13 protein-coding genes and 1 pseudogene are annotated in these 15,064 nt (G+C 69.0%); 6 read left to right on the top strand and 8 right to left on the bottom strand.

Annotation, left to right across the window (positions count from 1 at the left end):
* Positions 1-89 precede the first annotated feature (89 nt).
* From dnaE to PV364_RS26335, 3 genes are all read left to right on the top strand, one after another.
* A complete protein-coding gene (gene dnaE / locus PV364_RS26325) occupies positions 90-3,653 on the top strand; it encodes a DNA polymerase III subunit alpha (RefSeq protein ID WP_319662795.1) in 3,564 nt (1,187 codons plus the stop codon).
* Between the two features lie 435 nt (positions 3,654-4,088).
* The gene (locus PV364_RS26330; RefSeq protein ID WP_319662796.1) at positions 4,089-4,316 is read left to right on the top strand and encodes a hypothetical protein; all 228 of its coding nucleotides are present in this window, start codon (positions 4,089-4,091) and stop codon (positions 4,314-4,316) included.
* 16 nt (positions 4,317-4,332) lie between these two features.
* Complete coding sequence (locus PV364_RS26335) at positions 4,333-4,569, top strand: hypothetical protein (RefSeq protein WP_319662797.1); 237 nt, start codon at positions 4,333-4,335, stop codon at positions 4,567-4,569.
* Positions 4,570-4,591: 22 nt separating this feature from the next.
* On the opposite strand, the gene lexA is transcribed toward PV364_RS26335, so the two are convergent.
* A complete protein-coding gene (gene lexA, locus PV364_RS26340) occupies positions 4,592-5,320 on the bottom strand; it encodes a transcriptional repressor LexA (RefSeq protein ID WP_319662899.1) in 729 nt (242 codons plus the stop codon).
* 306 nt (positions 5,321-5,626) lie between these two features.
* On the opposite strand from lexA, the gene PV364_RS26345 reads away from it, so the two are divergent.
* Positions 5,627-5,890 (top strand): hypothetical protein, encoded by a 264-nt coding sequence (locus PV364_RS26345; protein ID WP_319662798.1) that lies wholly within the window; start codon positions 5,627-5,629, stop codon positions 5,888-5,890.
* Positions 5,891-6,316: 426 nt separating this feature from the next.
* Here PV364_RS26345 and PV364_RS26350 read toward each other — a convergent pair whose 3' ends face one another.
* Positions 6,317-6,448, bottom strand: a complete 132-nt coding sequence (locus PV364_RS26350) for a hypothetical protein (protein WP_319662799.1) — start codon at positions 6,446-6,448, stop codon at positions 6,317-6,319.
* Between the two features lie 340 nt (positions 6,449-6,788).
* Here PV364_RS26350 and PV364_RS26355 point away from each other — a divergent pair, with 340 nt between their 5' ends.
* Complete coding sequence (locus tag PV364_RS26355; RefSeq protein ID WP_319662800.1) at positions 6,789-8,177, top strand: DUF2637 domain-containing protein; 1,389 nt, start codon at positions 6,789-6,791, stop codon at positions 8,175-8,177.
* A 530-nt stretch (positions 8,178-8,707) separates the two neighbouring features.
* Here PV364_RS26355 and PV364_RS26360 read toward each other — a convergent pair.
* The 4 genes from PV364_RS26360 to PV364_RS26375 form a co-directional block, all read right to left on the bottom strand.
* A complete protein-coding gene (locus PV364_RS26360; protein ID WP_319662801.1) occupies positions 8,708-9,190 on the bottom strand; it encodes a hypothetical protein in 483 nt (160 codons plus the stop codon).
* 90 nt (positions 9,191-9,280) lie between these two features.
* On the bottom strand, positions 9,281-9,835 hold the full coding sequence (locus PV364_RS26365) for a bacterial transcriptional activator domain-containing protein (protein ID WP_319662802.1): 555 nt from the start codon (positions 9,833-9,835) through the stop codon (positions 9,281-9,283).
* A gap of 635 nt (positions 9,836-10,470) precedes the next feature.
* Positions 10,471-12,054 (bottom strand): sensor histidine kinase, encoded by a 1,584-nt coding sequence (locus PV364_RS26370; RefSeq protein ID WP_319662803.1) that lies wholly within the window; start codon positions 12,052-12,054, stop codon positions 10,471-10,473.
* 79 nt (positions 12,055-12,133) lie between these two features.
* The gene (locus tag PV364_RS26375; protein ID WP_319662804.1) at positions 12,134-12,484 is read right to left on the bottom strand and encodes a hypothetical protein; all 351 of its coding nucleotides are present in this window, start codon (positions 12,482-12,484) and stop codon (positions 12,134-12,136) included.
* Positions 12,485-12,542: 58 nt separating this feature from the next.
* Between PV364_RS26375 and PV364_RS26380 the strand changes: the two genes are divergently transcribed.
* On the top strand, positions 12,543-12,974 hold the full coding sequence (locus PV364_RS26380) for a response regulator (protein WP_319662805.1): 432 nt from the start codon (positions 12,543-12,545) through the stop codon (positions 12,972-12,974).
* Positions 12,975-13,627: 653 nt separating this feature from the next.
* Here PV364_RS26380 and PV364_RS26385 read toward each other — a convergent pair.
* A complete protein-coding gene (locus PV364_RS26385; protein WP_319660878.1) occupies positions 13,628-13,795 on the bottom strand; it encodes a hydrophobic protein in 168 nt (55 codons plus the stop codon).
* 120 nt (positions 13,796-13,915) lie between these two features.
* Positions 13,916-14,532: pseudogene (locus PV364_RS26390) on the bottom strand (hypothetical protein).
* Between the last annotated feature and the right edge of the window lie 532 nt (positions 14,533-15,064).

Genomic DNA, 15,064 nt, shown 5'->3' on the forward strand with positions numbered 1-15,064 from the left:
CCTCTGCTGTGTCCGCCAAATGAGCTGCAGTGTCAGTGCCGGGCCCTACTGTGAGGCGCTTCCTCAAGCGGCTCCCCGGAGGTGCTCCCTTGGCGGCACGGCAGTTCGTTCACCTGCACAATCACACGACCTACTCGCTCCTGGACGGTGCGCAGAAGATCAAGCCGATGCTCGACGAGGTCGAGAGATTGGGCATGCCTGCCGTCGCCATGTCCGACCACGGCAACATCTTCGGGGCCTACGACTTCTACAAGTCGGCCACCGGAACATCCGTCAAACCGATCATCGGCATCGAGGCGTATATCGCGCCTGCCTCCCGTCACAGTCGTCGGCCGGAGTTCTGGGGGCCCGGCGGTCAGCGCGCGAAGTCCGAGGACGGAGAGTTCGGCAAGGACGTCTCCGGAGGCGGCAAGTACACCCATATGACGATGTGGGCGCGTAACGCCCAGGGCCTGCGGAACCTGTTCGCCCTCGCGACCGAGGCGTCCTACACCGGGCAGTTCCCCAAGGGCACCCCGCGCATGGACCGGGAGCTGATCGCGGGACACGCCGACGGCCTCATCGGCACCACCGGCTGCCCCTCCGGCGAGATCCAGACCCGCATCCGCCTCGGCCAGTACGACAAGGCACGCGAGGCTGCCGGTAGCTACCAGGACATCCTCGGCAAGGAGAACTACTTCCTCGAGCTGATGGACCACGGCATCCCCATCGAGAGCGATGTCCGGTCCGATCTGCTGCGCCTGGCCAAAGACCTCAGCATCCCGCTGCTCGCGACGAACGACGGCCACTACATCACCGCCGACCAGGCCGACGCCCACGACAGCCTGCTGTGCATCGGCACCGGCAAGAACAAGGCCGACACCAACCGCCTGAAATTCAGCGGCGACGGCTACTACCTCAAGACCGCCGACGAGATGTACGACCTGTTCGCCGAGCTGCCCGAGGCGTGCGACAACACTCTCCTGATCGCCGAGCGCGTCGGGTCCTACGAAGAGGTCTTCGCCTACACCGACGAGATGCCGCAGTTCCCCGACGTCCCCGAAGGGGAAACGCAGGAATCGTGGCTGCGCAAGGAGACCCTCAAGGGGCTGGCCATGCGCTACGGCGACCCCATCCCGGGCGAGGTCCTGGAACGGTTCGAGACCGAGATGAAGGTCATCGGCCCGATGGGCTTCTCCTCCTACTTCCTCGTCGTCGCCGACATCTGCCGCTACGCCAGGGACAACAAGATCCCCGTCGGCCCCGGACGAGGCTCGGCGACCGGCTCGATCGTCGCCTACGCCACGCGGATCACCGAGCTGTGCCCGCTGGAGCACCAGCTGCTGTTCGAACGCTTCCTCAACCCAGAGCGCATCAACCCGCCGGATGTCGACCTCGACTTCGACGATCGCCGGCGCGACCAGATGATCCGCTACGTCACCGACAAGTACGGCGACGACTACACGGCCATGGTGACGACCTTCGGCTACATCAAGGCCAAGAACGCCGTCAAGGACAGCTCGCGCATCCTGGGCTACCCCTACGCGCACGGCGAGCGGATCACCAAGGCCCTGCCGCCGGACATCATGGGCAAGTCCATCCCGCTGTCCGGCATCTTCAACCCGGATCACGCCCGCTACGGCGAGGCCGGCGAGGTCCGGCAGATGTACGAGGCCGAGCCCGACGTGAAGCGGGTCATCGACACCGCCATGGGTGTCGAGGGCCTGATCCGCAACACCGGCGTCCACGCCGCCGCGGTGATCCTGTCCAAGACCAAGCTCACCGACCGCATCCCGCTCCACATGCGGGCCGACGACGGCGCCAAGATCACCGGCTTCGACTACCCATCCTGCGAAGAGATGGGCCTGGTCAAGATGGACTTCCTGGGGTTGCGGAACCTCGGCGTGATCGACCAGGCCATCCAGAACGTCCAAGAGAACCGCGGCATCGAGCTGTCCACCGAGACCATCCCCCTGGACGACGCCACCACCTACCAGCTCCTGGCCCGCGGCGACACCTTCGGCGTCTTCCAGCTCGACGGCGGCGGCATGCGCGCCCTGCTCAAGCTCATGGAGCCCAGCCGGTTCGAGGACATCGCAGCCGCCCTCGCCCTCTACCGCCCCGGCCCCATGGCGGCCAACGCCCACACCAACTACGCCCACCGCAAGACCGGCCGGCAAGAGATCGAGCCCATCCACCCGGAACTGAAGGAAGCCCTCGACCCGATCCTGGGCAACACCTTCCACCTCCTGGTGTACCAGGAGCAGATCATGGCCATCGCCCGGCAACTCGCCGGCTACACCCTCGGCGGCGCCGACCTGCTGCGCCGCGCCATGGGCAAGAAGAAGCCCGAGGTACTGGCCGCGGAGTGGGAGAAATTCCACGGCGGCATGAAGGGCAACAGCTACAGCGAACCCGCGATCAAGGCGTTGTGGGACGTCATGCTCCCCTTCTCCGGCTACGCCTTCAACAAATCCCACACCGCCGGCTACGGCCTCGTCGCCATCTGGACCGCCTACCTCAAGGCCAATTTCCCCGCCGAGTACACAGCCGCGCTGCTCACCTCCGTCGGGGACGACAAGGACAAGGCGGCCGTCTACCTGGCCGACGCCCGCAAGCTCGGCGTCACCGTCCTCCCGCCGGACGTGAACGAGTCCGTGTCGGAGTTCACCGCCGTCGGAGACCACGTCCGCTTCGGCCTGAAGTCGGTACGCAACGTCGGCACCAACGTCATCGACGCCATCGTCGACGCCCGCCGGACCTTGGGGAAGTTCGCGGACTTCGAGGACTTCCTCGACAAGGTCGACCTGCCGGCCCTGAACAAGCGCGCCATCGAGTCCCTCATCAAGGGCGGAGCGTTCGACAGCTTCGGCCACAGCCGCAAGGGCCTGTGCTCCGTCCATGAGGACGCCATCGACGCCATGGTCCCGGTCAAGAAGGCCGCGGCCCTTGGTCAGGACGACCTCTTCGCCGACCTCGCGTCCGACTCCGGCGAGCGCGCCTTCTCGGTCCCGCTGCAGATCGACCCCGGCGAGTGGCCCCGCAAGCAGCTCCTTTCCACCGAACGGGAGATGCTCGGCCTGTACGTCTCGGCTCATCCCTTGGACGGCGCCGAGCACATCCTCAGCCGCAGCCGCGAGACCACCATCGCCGACCTGCTCAGCTCCGGCCGCGACAGCGGAGACGTCCAACTCGCCGGCCTCATCACAGGCATCACCCGAAAGCAGAGCAAACAAGGCAACCTCTGGGCCAAGGTCGAACTCGCCGACCGGGACGCCTCGATCGAGGTCCTCTTCTTCTCGCAGTCCTACACGCTTGTGCAACACGCCCTGGTCGAGGACGCCGTCATCTCCGTCCGGGGCAGGATCGAAGACCGCGACGGCGCGCTCAGCATTTTCGGCCGTGAGCTGGAGGTACTCGACGTGTCAGCAGCCGAGCACGGCGGACGCCCGCCCGTGCGCCTGTTCTTCCGCTCCCACAAGATCACCGACGAGACCATCGGCAAGCTCAAGCGCATCATCGCCTCCCACCCCGGCGACACCCCGCTGCGGATCCACGTTCGCGGCGTGCACAAGACCACCGTGTACGGACTGCCTGCCACCATCAGCGCCGACGCTGTCGCCTCCGATGTGAAGGCGACCTTCGGGCAAGAGGCCTGGCTCGGAGTCGTGTAGGGACTCCGGCAAGTGAAGAGGCCGGCCCTGAGGATGGCTCCCGGGCCGGCTTCTCCACTCCCAGCCGAAGGATCCGTCCGCACCTGGGCCGCGTGGGCGACACGGCGCGGGTGGTCGCCACGGCGTGATCAGCCGGAAGCCGCAGCGCTCGCCGCGATGGTGGCACTGGTCGTCTCCTACCTGCTGCTGCCGTACGGCGTGAACATCGACCTCCACCGCGACCAGACCACCGAACGGATGGTCTGCTCGGCCGGCCTGATCCCCGTTCGCTAAGACCGGTGAGACTGGGCCTGCGGACCAGCGGATCTGGTCATCGCGATTCAACCCGCCTGGGAATTCCCGTACCGTGGTGGGCACGCACCGTGCGTGCGCGCCCACCAGCCACGTGACAGCCAGCCACGATCAGGCCCCAGCTCCACCCCAGGAGACGCTGCGATGACTGCACAGTCCCCCCAGCCCGTGCCCGAAGGCCTGCACCAGGGCCAGCCGGAAGCGCTGCTCGCGTCCGCGGCCGCCGAACGTGAGCAAGCCGAAGCCTTGGCCGGCGTCCTGGAAGACATCGCCGCGCACGGCGTACCCGCCCTGGAGGACTGCGTGCCGGCCGCCGAGGCACACGACGCGATGTGGGCCCGAGTCACCAGCGGGGCAGGGCGTGTCGCCTGACCATCGCCGCCCGCGCATGGCCGAAGTGTTCTACAGCCCGCTCGCGCACAGCCAGCTGGAGAAGGTGACCACGGTCGCCCAGGCGAGCGCGATCGAACGGGCCCGCGGCGCCCTGGAAGCGCGGCCCGACATCGGCGTGCTGAGGCCGGACGGCCTGCGTGACTACCGGGACGACGAATCCGGCGTCCGGTTCGTTTACTTTTTGACCATCCGGTCCACGATCATCATCGTGGCGTACCTCGAAGTCGACTGAGCCGTCAGGGCAGTTGACCCGGTCACAGCGAGCGGATCACCGCCACGACCTTGCCGAGGATGGCGGCCCGGTCGCCTTCGATCGGCGCGTAGCTGGGGTTCTCCGGGAGCAGCCACATCCGCCCGTTCTGCTGCCGTAGGCGCTTGACGGTCGCCTCTCCGTCGATCATCGCAGCCACGATAGATCCGTTGTCGGCGGACTGCTGGCGCCGGACAGTCACCCAGTCGCCATCGCAGATCGCAGCACCGGTCATGGAATCGCCCGACACCTCCAGGGCGAACAGGTCGCCCTCGCCCACCAGCGAGCGGGGCAGTGGGAAGACATCCGAGACGACCTCCTCGGCCAGGATCGGCACGCCTGCTGCGATCCTGCCCACAACCGGCACGAACGCCGGCCTCGCTATCTCCGGCCGCTCCCACTCGCCCATGTCGAGCTGGTCGACCGGCCCGTGCGAGACGGCTGCCGTGGATCGTCCCCGCAGCCACGATGCACGCACGCGATAGGTCCGGGCCCGCTGCGGATCCTGTTCCAGCACGCCCTTGCGCTGCAGCGCGCCCACCTGGTGAGCGACCGACGAAGTGCTGGTCAGCCCAACGGCCGCACCGATCTCACGCATCGAGGGCGGATACCCGCGCCGGGACACCGAGGCCAAGATGACCTCGACAATGTGTGCCTGCCGGGAGGTCAAGCCATCGAGCTCGACAGTCTCCCCGGCGGGTCTCCCGGGACCCGAAGCGATGCCACCCGTCATGGCGATTCCTCCCCCTGAGGCGATCTTGACCGGTTCGGTCACCGTACCCGGCTGACCTGCTCGGATGGAATGCCCATGCAGATCAACCGCCCCGACCCAAGCGAGTGGCTCGGCGCGTCGGGGGCCGCGCCGAGCCACTGCCGACCATCGAACAGGGGCGTCGCCTCGTGTGCAGCCCCACTGCGCCCAACCGGGTCCAGAGCTCCCCCGGCCAGGCGCCGACGCCAGACCAGCACGCCGCTCGTTACACCATCCATGCTGACCACCCCTGATACAGGCGCACTGGACCGGACTGCCTGCGGCCTGATGCAGGACTACCAAACCCGGACCTGGCTCCCCACCGCCCACGAACTCGGCCTCGCCAACGGTCTGGCTCGCACCCACTGGAGCGAGCACTCCCTCCGCGCCGCGCTCCGAGGCGCCCCATCGGCCGTCGCCGACGGCCGGCTCGGCGGCGTGCTCAACCTGGCCGTCCAGGCCCTCAGCCAGACGCCCGCAGCCGCCACCGACGACACCCTGCTGCACGTGCGCGTACTGGTCGACGCCCTGACCAGCGCATATCTGCCCTGAGCCGCTCAACGGCCGCCCCGGCCCCACAATGCTCCCCGCCAACAATGCTGCGCTCCTGCAGCGTAGGAAGCCTGCAAAGAAGGCTGCGAAACTCAAGTGGTGAATCATTCCCCGGTCCGAATTCGCGGTGAGCAATCACGTGTGACACTTCCACACCACGCTGAATTGCCAGGTCGGAGTGAATTCGCGGCTGAAGGTTCGCGGATTGGTCGCCGAAGAAGGTTCGCGGATTGGTCGGACACAATGCTCGAAGACGCGAGATATCTACCCTCGTACCGGGGTAGAGTCAGCGACAAGGGAGTGCGCAGATGCGCACTCGGGGACCGCCACCCCGGGATGCCTCCCTACACGGACGGGGGCCCGCCACTCCCGAGAGAGTCACGAGCCCCCTACCGTTGATCCCGGCCTGCTAAGACCAGGCCGGGATCAACGGCCCTTCGCGGCCATGACCTGCGCCGCAGCAGCGATCACCTGCACGGACAGTGCCACGTCACCGCGCCACGACCACCGCCGCAGCCGACGCAGCAACTTCCGAAGGATCTCGCGCCAGCCGTTCATGAAGCTCCCTTCGTAAAGGGACGGACCGGGTTGTCCGCCCCTAGGATGCGGAGTCCAGGAAGCCTGAACGCCGCATCCAAGGAGCGCACCCACGGTAAGCCGCGTGCTTCTTGAACGTCTTCTTGGAACCCTAGCTCACGAAAGGAGCCGCGCTCTCCAAAATGACGAAAAGCCGAGTTCCTTTCTCTCGCTGTCCGCAAATAGTCGCGACGTCTTGCGAACGTGATCGAACGCGGGCGCGATTCACCGCGGGCCATAGGGGTGCCACGGGCCCGCCTGCCGTGAGAGTGTTGGCCTTGGCTACAGCGTGTGACAGCAGATTCAGGAGGGGCCGCCGGTCGTGGAGGGGGCAGCACAGGACACCGAGCAGCTGGGGCGTGCCCAGCGGATCTTGATCGGTGTGGTCGTGATCGGCGCGGTGGTCATCGCGGCGATCGGCTTCGCGGGCTCGTACGCGGCGGTGCGCGAGCTCGCGCTCGCCAAGGGATTCGGCTGGTTCGCGAACGTCTTCCCGATCGGTGTCGACGCGGGGATCGTGGTCCTGCTGGCGCTGGACCTGCTGCTGTCCTGGCTGCGGATCCCGTTCCCGCTGCTGCGCCAGACCGCGTGGCTGCTCACGGCGGCCACCATCGCGTTCAACGGTGCGGCGGCCTGGCCCGACCCGCTCGGCGTCGGGATGCACGGCATCATCCCGATCCTGTTCGTGGTGTCGGTGGAGGCGGCCCGGCACGCGATCGGCCGGGTCGCCGACATCACCGCCGACAAGCACATGGAGTCGGTCCGCCTCGCGCGCTGGCTGCTGGCGCCGCTGCCGACCTTCCGCCTGTGGCGCCGGATGAAGCTGTGGGAGCTCCGTTCCTACGACGAGGTCATCCACCTCGAGCGCGAACGTCTCATCTACCAGGCCCGGCTGCGTGCCCGGTTCGGCCGCGCCTGGCGCCGCAAGGCCCCGGTGGAGTCGCTGATGCCGCTGCGGTTCGCCCGCTTCGGCATCCCTCTGACCGAGACCGGCCCCGCAGGCCTGGTGGCCGCCAGCATCGAACTGCCCCCTGTACTGCAGCGCCCGACCGTGGAGACACCCGGCCCCGTCCCGCTGCCCGGGCCCGGGGCTGAAGCCGACGACACAGTGGTCCGGCCTCTGCCGGACCGTGCCGAAGGGGATCCCGAGTCGGCCGCGCCGGCGCTGACCGCGGCCGCGTCTGAAAGCCCTTCCCGTCGGGTCACCGTCACGGTCGCCGTTCCCGAGGCAGTCCCGGAGCCCGAACCGGAACCTGCGCCAGAGCCCCCGGCTGTCACCGCCACTCCCCAGGAGCCGCTTGTTGCCGAGGGGGCAGGGCGGCAGCTGACGATGGTCGACCGCTACTACCGGGTCTGGGACGCATACCGACGCGCGCAGGGTCTGACCATCACCGACGACAAGCTGACCGACAAGGTGCTGTCGGCTCACCTGGCCACGCTCGGGCTGACCGGCCGCGGCGGCGCCCCGGTCAGCCCCTCCACGCTGCGCCGCTACCTGCCGGTGTTCCGGATCTACGCCGTGTGGAACGAGCACCTGGAGGACCAGGGCGTCGCCCCCGACGAGTTCCTGCTCGCGAAGCTGCTCGCCGAGCGGGGCATTGTCGGCCAGTACAACGCCGTCTACACCCCGGGTAAGTTGGCGCCGTTCGTGGAAGACTTCCCGCGCCGCCGCGCTGCATTCGCGGCCGACCAGATGCTGAGCGACGCGTAGAGCCGTCGAACACGTATTTGGCGGGTGTGGTGCCGGTCACTTACAAATGACCCAAAGGTCATAAAAGAGACGCATCGGAGGAAGCACCCCATGACAAACGGGGCACGCCCCGCTCCCCGCGCCAACACCGCCTTGGCCCGCGACTGCGAACACTGCCGCGGATGGGGAACCATCGTCACCGACCTCGGCCACCACGAACTGTGCCCGCGCTGCCAGCCCACAGACAACCAGCAGCCCATCCCAGCACCAGCGCCGAAAACCGACCGCCCGCCGGCCGGAGCCCGCTACGCATCACCGGGCCGGTGGGCGGCCCGCTGCAGGCAGCGGGGACACGTCGCCTGACGTCCCCCGTGAAGCCGAAGGGGCTCCCGCCGCCAGCATGTGGCGGCGGGAGCCCCTTCGTCGGTGCTGGCTACCAGCCCAGGTCGAAGCCCCAGGTACTGTCACCGGCGGCCCAAGAGGTGTCGCTCATGATGTTCCCCCCTCTCTCGTGCAGGTGGGCACACGCTATGTCGATCATGGCAGTCTTGTCACTGTCTGATCGGACGAGGAATCGAACCCCGGCCTGCTGCGGCGCGGCCGATGACGGTGGCGCCCAGGAGTTGCGCCCGCGCTTGGGCTTCTCCCTCCGGCGGGCAGTCCACCCACTCAGTAAGCACCCGGGACGTGGCTTCGCACACGGACTGGACTTGTCCTGCGAGGTCGTCGTCGAGGTCATCGCATCCGCCGTTGCCGAGGTTGGGGCCGGTCACGACCGCTGTCCCATACAGCCCGCACGGCAGCTCGGCGCCGCGCCAGGTGCTGGCGAGCGCCCACGCCGCGGCGTTGAGGTCGCGGCCCACGCTAAGGGCGCCGTGGCCGTGGACGTGGAGGAGGGCGCGCCGGTGGTAGACCGCGCCGTCGACGGCGCCACCCAGCAGGGAACGCAGCACCCGGCGTTGCCTCGTGTAGTCCTCGGGCAGTTCGAATCCCTGGACCGCACCGGTGACTTCAAGTCGTAGGGCAGCGACCATGCTTTACCTCTCCCGTGTCGGCGTTACGCTGCTCTGCAGCGGGTGCCGGCCGTGTCCCCCCGTCGCGGCCGGCACCCGTTTCGGTGGTGGTCAGGCGCCGCCGGGTGCGGCTGCCAGGTCCCCGGTTTCCTGCAGCACCGCGGCCACGGCGTGCTCGGTGCGCGTGTCCATGGAGATGTCGTAGGCGCGGGTCACCTCGGTGACACGGGCGACCGCCTTGCGGGCCCCTGCGTGATTCCCGGAGGCCTGCTCGATGGCCATCCAGTCGCGGTAGAGGACCTCGGCGGTCTCATCGATGTCCAGGCCCCGCAGCACCGCGGCCCGAGCCGCGTCCCAGTCCGGCGTGTCACCGGCGGTGTGCCAGGTCGCGAGGGTGTGCACGACGTCGACGATGCGGGACAGCATCTCCTGCTGCACTGACACCGCCCACGGATACTCCTGCCCGTCGAACGGCCGGCCTCGGACCAGAGCGAGCGCGGCTTCCAGGTCCGCCATGCCCGCGACCGGGCCGGCGGCCAGGCCCCGGGTCGCGAGGTCCTGGAAGGTCGCCCAGTCCGAGCGGATCGACGGGTGGAAGGCGTACCCGTCTCCGCACAGGGCTGCGCCGGACGCCGTCACCCGAGAGGTGGCGGTGACGGGCGCCATCCGGCGAGGCTGGGCAGGGTGGGGGAGCGGCAGGCGCGCTGGGCCCCCTCCGGTCGCCAGCCATGACAGAGCCCCTGTTGCCGGGTAGCGGCAGGGGCTCCGTCGCCGCCCGTGGCTCGCCGTCGGGGTTGACCGCATCTTGGTGGGGTGCGGTCCCGCCCAGCGGAACCAGAGCCCCCTCAGGGCGGGGCCGCTCCACACATCATCGGCGGTGCCCGGCGTGCGTGCGCGCTTCCAGGGTCAGGATCAACCCAGTGCCGGCAGTAGAGGCCTCCACTCACCCCCGCAAACAGGAAGGCGAGCCCGGCAGGCGGGCCGGCGGCAGCCAGGTGGCGTCCGGTGGCGGCGAGGAAAGCCGTCCTCACCGCCCTGCCGGCTGCACTCATCGCACGAGCCGGGGTGCTGAGTGCGTAGGACCCCGCCTGGGTTGTGACGGCCTGGCGGGGTCCTGCGGAGCGAACCGGCAAGCGACGATGACACCGGTGCGCATTCCTCACTGAAGCCGACTGCCGAGCGCGCGATGGTGCGGCGCGGCGTCGCGGCGACTGACGGCCACTCCAATGGGTGCACACCGGGTGCAGCCAGCCCGCGCGAGTTGGGCTGCTGGGCTCGCCTGAGGGGCTGTGTCCGCGGATTCAGATGTGCTTGGTGGTGTTGGTCGGGTTGCCGGTGGGTGGGATGGTGGGGAGGGTGAAGGTGATGCTGGTGCCGGGGGTGTGGGTGGGGTCGAGGGTGATGGTGCCGCCGTGGAACTCGACGATCTTCTTGCACAGGGCCAGGCCGATGCCGCTGCCGGGGTGGCTGTCCTTGGTGTGGAGGCGGTGGAAGATCACGAAGATGTGGTCGGCGAATTCCGGGTCGATGCCGATGCCGTTGTCGGTGACGGTGAAGCGCCACTGGTCGCTCTCGGGTGTGGCTCCGAGGTGGATTGCGGGGGTGCGGTCGGGGTGGCGGAATTTGACGGCGTTGGAGATCAGGTTCTGCCAGAGCATGCCCAGTTGTGTGGGGTCTGCGGTGAGTTCGGGCAGTGGATCGCGGGTGATGGTGGCGCCGGATTCTTCGATGGACACGCTGAGGTTGTCCAGTGCCTGGTCGACGATCGTGTCGAGATCGGTGGGCTGGTGCTCGCTGTGCAGGCGGCCGATCCGGGAGAAGGCCAGCAGGTCGTTGATGAGGGTCTGCATGCGGGTGGCGCCGTCGGCGGCGAAGGCGATGTACTGATCGGCTCGGTCGTCGATCTGGCCGGCGTAGCGGCGCTGGAGGAGCTGGGTGAAACTGGCGACTTTCCGCAGCGGTTCCTGCAGGTCGTGGGAGGCCACGTGGGCGAACTGCTCCAGTTCGACGTTGGAGCGCTTCAGGTCGGCGGCCTGCTCATCCAATTGATGCCGGGCCTGCTCGCTGGATGCGATCTCATCGGCCAGTCGTCGGCGCATGGATTCCAGATCCGTACCCAAGTGGCGTAGGTCGGCCGGGCCGGTGGCGGTGATGGGGCGGGCGAAGTCGCCGCGGGCGACGGTACGGGCATCGGCGCCGAGCCGCGAGAGCGGGCCGGTGATGCCGCGGCGCAACCCTTCGAAGATCAGCACGGCCAGGAGCACGATCACCACCGCGATCGCGATGAGCACCCGGTCCCGCAGGTGCTCGGCCCGGGTGAGATCGCGCACTGCCGAGGTGCGGTCCTCGCGCAGATGGTCCTGCTGCGCGGTCATCGCCGCGCGCAGCCGGTCGAATGCCGCTTTGCCCTCGGTGGCGCGGTCGCTGGCCACCGGCACCGGGGCGCCGGCCGGGGCGGTCGCGATCGGGTCGGCGATGCGTCGCTGCCAGTCCTGCGAGTGGGTCAGGACCTCTCGCAGGTCCGCCCGGCCCTGGGGGTTGTGGGCCAGGAGCTCGTGCAGGCGGCTCACGGCCGTCTTCTGATCGGCCAGGCCCTGCCGGTAGGGCTGGAGGAACTCCTTCTGCCCGGTCAGGCCGTAGCCACGGATGCCGGTCTCCTGGTTGACCAGCGCGGTCTCCAGACGTATCGAGTTGGTCAGGGACGGAGAGCGGGTGTCGACCAGATCCCTGGTGATCGAGGTGGCACGGTTCATCGCCCACAGCCCGAGCCCCCCGAGCACCATCAGCACGACGAGCGCCGCGCTCACGCCGACCAGCAGCCAGCGCCGCGTCGTCCAGCCCGCGAATATCCCTGCACGCCGGGCGGCGCCCTTCTCTGCCGGCATCACGACGCTCCCGGTGTGTTCGCGGCCGCACGTGCGTGCGGCCGGGGACACTGTATCCCAGCATCGACAACCGTTGTTGTCACCCACAGGGGTGGGCGCCTACAGTGGGCGCATGCCTGGCATCCACTTCTCCCTGCGGATGAGCGAGGAGGAGATCGCAGCGCTCACCGCCGGCGCGGTCGACGACCTCGTCGGTGACCTCGTCGGTCGTGCCTTCCAGCGCCTGCCCGGGGGCGAGAACTCGCCCGCCCAGGCCGAGGCCCTGGCCCACCTGCACATGCTGGTCCATCTCCGGCAGGCCATCGAGCGCCTGGAGGAGGCCGCCGCTCACCAGGCGGCCGATGCCGGTGCCGGTTACCCGCAGATCGGCAGGGCGTCGAACATGACCCGGCAGGGCGCCCGCCGCCGATGGCCAGGACTGATCAGCCAAGACCCCACCCGCCAAGACCCCACCCCCCACGCCCTTCAGGCACCCCCCGGAGCTCCCGATGATGATCGCCCCCGCTCGCCCCTACGACGTGCTGCTGGTGGAGGACGACGCCGCTGACGCCATGCTCATCGAGGACGCCCTCACCGCGTGCGGCACCCGCAACCTCACCCAGGTCCAGGACGGCGTCGCAGCCCTGGAGTACCTGCGCGACGCGGCCAACCCGCGGCCGCACCTGATCGTGCTGGACCTCAACATGCCCCGTATGAACGGCCGCGAGCTGCTGGCCGTCATCAAGAACGACGAGGACCTGCGGACGATCCCGGTGGTGGTCCTGACCACCTCCTCGGCCCCCGACGACGTCACCGGCGCCTACCAGCAGCACGCCAACGCCTACGTCACCAAGCCCGTCAACCTCGACGACTTCGAACGCGCCGTGCAGAGCATCGACGCCTTCTACCTCGACACCGCCACCCAACTCCCCCGGCAGTAGCAGAAAACACGGGGGGCAGGCGCCTTGGCACGTTCGTAGCTCGGCCGGGTCGTCCGCCCGGCCGGGGGCCCAGCGGCGGCCGTTGCCACCGCATCCCGGCCAGGGGCGGACACCGCACACCCTAGGGCCCCGACCTGTCGTACTGGCCATGGCTTGCCGGAGGGCCGTGAGAGCTGCTCGCCTGGTTCGTGCAGCGGGACGCGGCCGATGTCGGCTTCCCCTTGTGTTGCGGCGTATGGGAGATCCTCGGTGCGGGTGTTCTCACCCCATCGGGGGGCGCCCGGCGTGCGCGTCTCCATGATCGGAATCACTGTGTCGGTAGTTGAGGGCTCTGTTCACCCTCCAGGCGGAGCTCTCCACCATGAGTCGGCCCCCGCCCCATCGCGCGACGGGGGCCGAATCTCTTTGCTCGGAACACTGCCGGGGTACCCGCTGCGGGGCGGATACCACCTCGATCTGGGCGCTCGATGGCGTGCCTTCGGGCTGTACACGGAGGGCGGCGGCTCGCCGGGGAGGTTCGCGCTGGTCCGGACGCGATGCCGGCGAGCCGCCTGGGTTGCGTCTACCCCGAACGGGGTGGGGAACTGCGAAGGGTGAGGTTCGCGGCCTGATCGGCGGCACGAACCCCACCCTTGGTCTTGGGTTGTGTCAGTTCACCATCGGTACCAGCGGCGGCGTCCGCCGCCTTCGGCGGCCCGGAAGACGAAGCCAAGGGCCCACACCACCAGCACGATGATGGCGATCCACCACAGCGCCTTGAGTGCGAACCCCGCGCCGAACAGGACCAGGGCGAGTAGCAGGACAAGCAGCAAAGGAACCATGTCGTCAACCTCCTGACATCGCGTCTGCCCCGCAGACCGGCTACTACGCGTGGACAGGCCGGAGTCGGCCTTGAAGGCGCGGCCCGTGGGGCCGCGGTCGTAGGCGTCGTGTTGTGTGGGTCAGTGCGCCAGATACCCGCTGGCGGCGGCGGGCATGTGGGTGGGCAGTGAGGGGGTGTGCTGGGCGAGGGAGCGGGCGCGTTGCCACATGCCGTGTACCTGCTGGGCGGGGCGCTGTTGTTCTCCGTGCAGGGCGTTGACGATGACCAGGGCGTCGGTCAGCGCCGGCACCAGCCATTGCAGGCACGCCAGATGACGCTGCGCGGTGGTCAGGTCGACGGGGTGCTCTCCGCCTTCTGCACGTCTTCTGGCCGGTCGGAGGACGCGAGCCGGATCTTTCTGCCAAGCACGCCGCTGTATGCGGTGGCGGCCAGAGCGGCCCCGGTGAGCACGGTCTTGACCAGGGTGGAGGTCGCCACGCCCTGCTGGACGGCGACGCGGTGGGCGTTCACCGCGAGCAGGCCGCCGGCGCCGACCAGGTGGCAGCCGATCGCGGCGGCGTTGACCGGTGCCCACTTCTCCCAGCCGGAGGCGGCGATCCGGGCGTTTCCTCGCTCGTTGCCGCCTTCGGCCCGGGCAGCGCCGTTCAGGCCGACCGCGCCCATCAGGGAGCCGCCGTGCCATGCGGCCAGTCCCACATCGTGCAGGCTCCGCAAGACGGTATGGCGTTCGGACATGCCCGGGCTCCTTGGATAGCGATCTCAGACGACGGTGGCCCTCGGCTTTCCCTCACCGTGACCCACTGCGGCCGCTGCCGCCATCGCAGCTGGTACGAACGAGCCCGCAGATGCCACGCCCGGCCCCGAACAGCCTGCGTCTGCAGGCGCCGGGCGGAACCCAGCCGCCACCGGCCGCCCGCCAACTACGCGACTGGCTTGTGCCGGTGAGTAGTCGGCGACGCTGCTCACCGTCCGCTGGCCGTACTCACTGCGGGGGTCTCGGGGGCGGTGAGTGGTTTTGGGCCCCCTGGATTGTGACGTGACGGCCTGGCGGGGCCATGCGCCGCGCACTGGCATCGACGGCGGTACCGGTGCTCACCCCTTCACTGAAGCTCACCGCGGGGCGGTGAGTCCCGACGGCGCGCGCGGGGCGTTCGTTGGCCACCCCAACGGAGGCGTGCCCGGCCGCGGTCTTCTTCCTCTCGCCCACCACGGCGCGAGGGGACCGTGCCGAGCAGGCCGCCAGGGCGCGAGCCCTGTCGGTTGGCCA

Source organism: Streptomyces sp. MI02-7b (assembly GCF_033793585.1).
Classification (GTDB): Bacteria; Actinomycetota; Actinomycetes; order Streptomycetales; family Streptomycetaceae; genus Actinacidiphila.

Coding starts and splice junctions, on each gene's coding strand:
- lexA (WP_319662899.1), bottom strand. CDS start 5,320: ATGACGGGTGGCATCGCTTCGGGTCCCGGGAGACCCGCCGGGGAGACT.
- PV364_RS26335 (WP_319662797.1), top strand. CDS start 4,333: ATGGCCGAAGTGTTCTACAGCCCGCTCGCGCACAGCCAGCTGGAGAAG.
- PV364_RS26385 (WP_319660878.1), bottom strand. CDS start 13,795: ATGGTTCCTTTGCTGCTTGTCCTGCTACTCGCCCTGGTCCTGTTCGGC.
- PV364_RS26365 (WP_319662802.1), bottom strand. CDS start 9,835: ATGGCGCCCGTCACCGCCACCTCTCGGGTGACGGCGTCCGGCGCAGCC.
- PV364_RS26380 (WP_319662805.1), top strand. CDS start 12,543: ATGATGATCGCCCCCGCTCGCCCCTACGACGTGCTGCTGGTGGAGGAC.
- PV364_RS26330 (WP_319662796.1), top strand. CDS start 4,089: ATGACTGCACAGTCCCCCCAGCCCGTGCCCGAAGGCCTGCACCAGGGC.
- PV364_RS26350 (WP_319662799.1), bottom strand. CDS start 6,448: ATGAACGGCTGGCGCGAGATCCTTCGGAAGTTGCTGCGTCGGCTGCGG.
- PV364_RS26370 (WP_319662803.1), bottom strand. CDS start 12,054: ATGCCGGCAGAGAAGGGCGCCGCCCGGCGTGCAGGGATATTCGCGGGC.
- PV364_RS26345 (WP_319662798.1), top strand. CDS start 5,627: ATGCAGGACTACCAAACCCGGACCTGGCTCCCCACCGCCCACGAACTC.
- PV364_RS26360 (WP_319662801.1), bottom strand. CDS start 9,190: ATGGTCGCTGCCCTACGACTTGAAGTCACCGGTGCGGTCCAGGGATTC.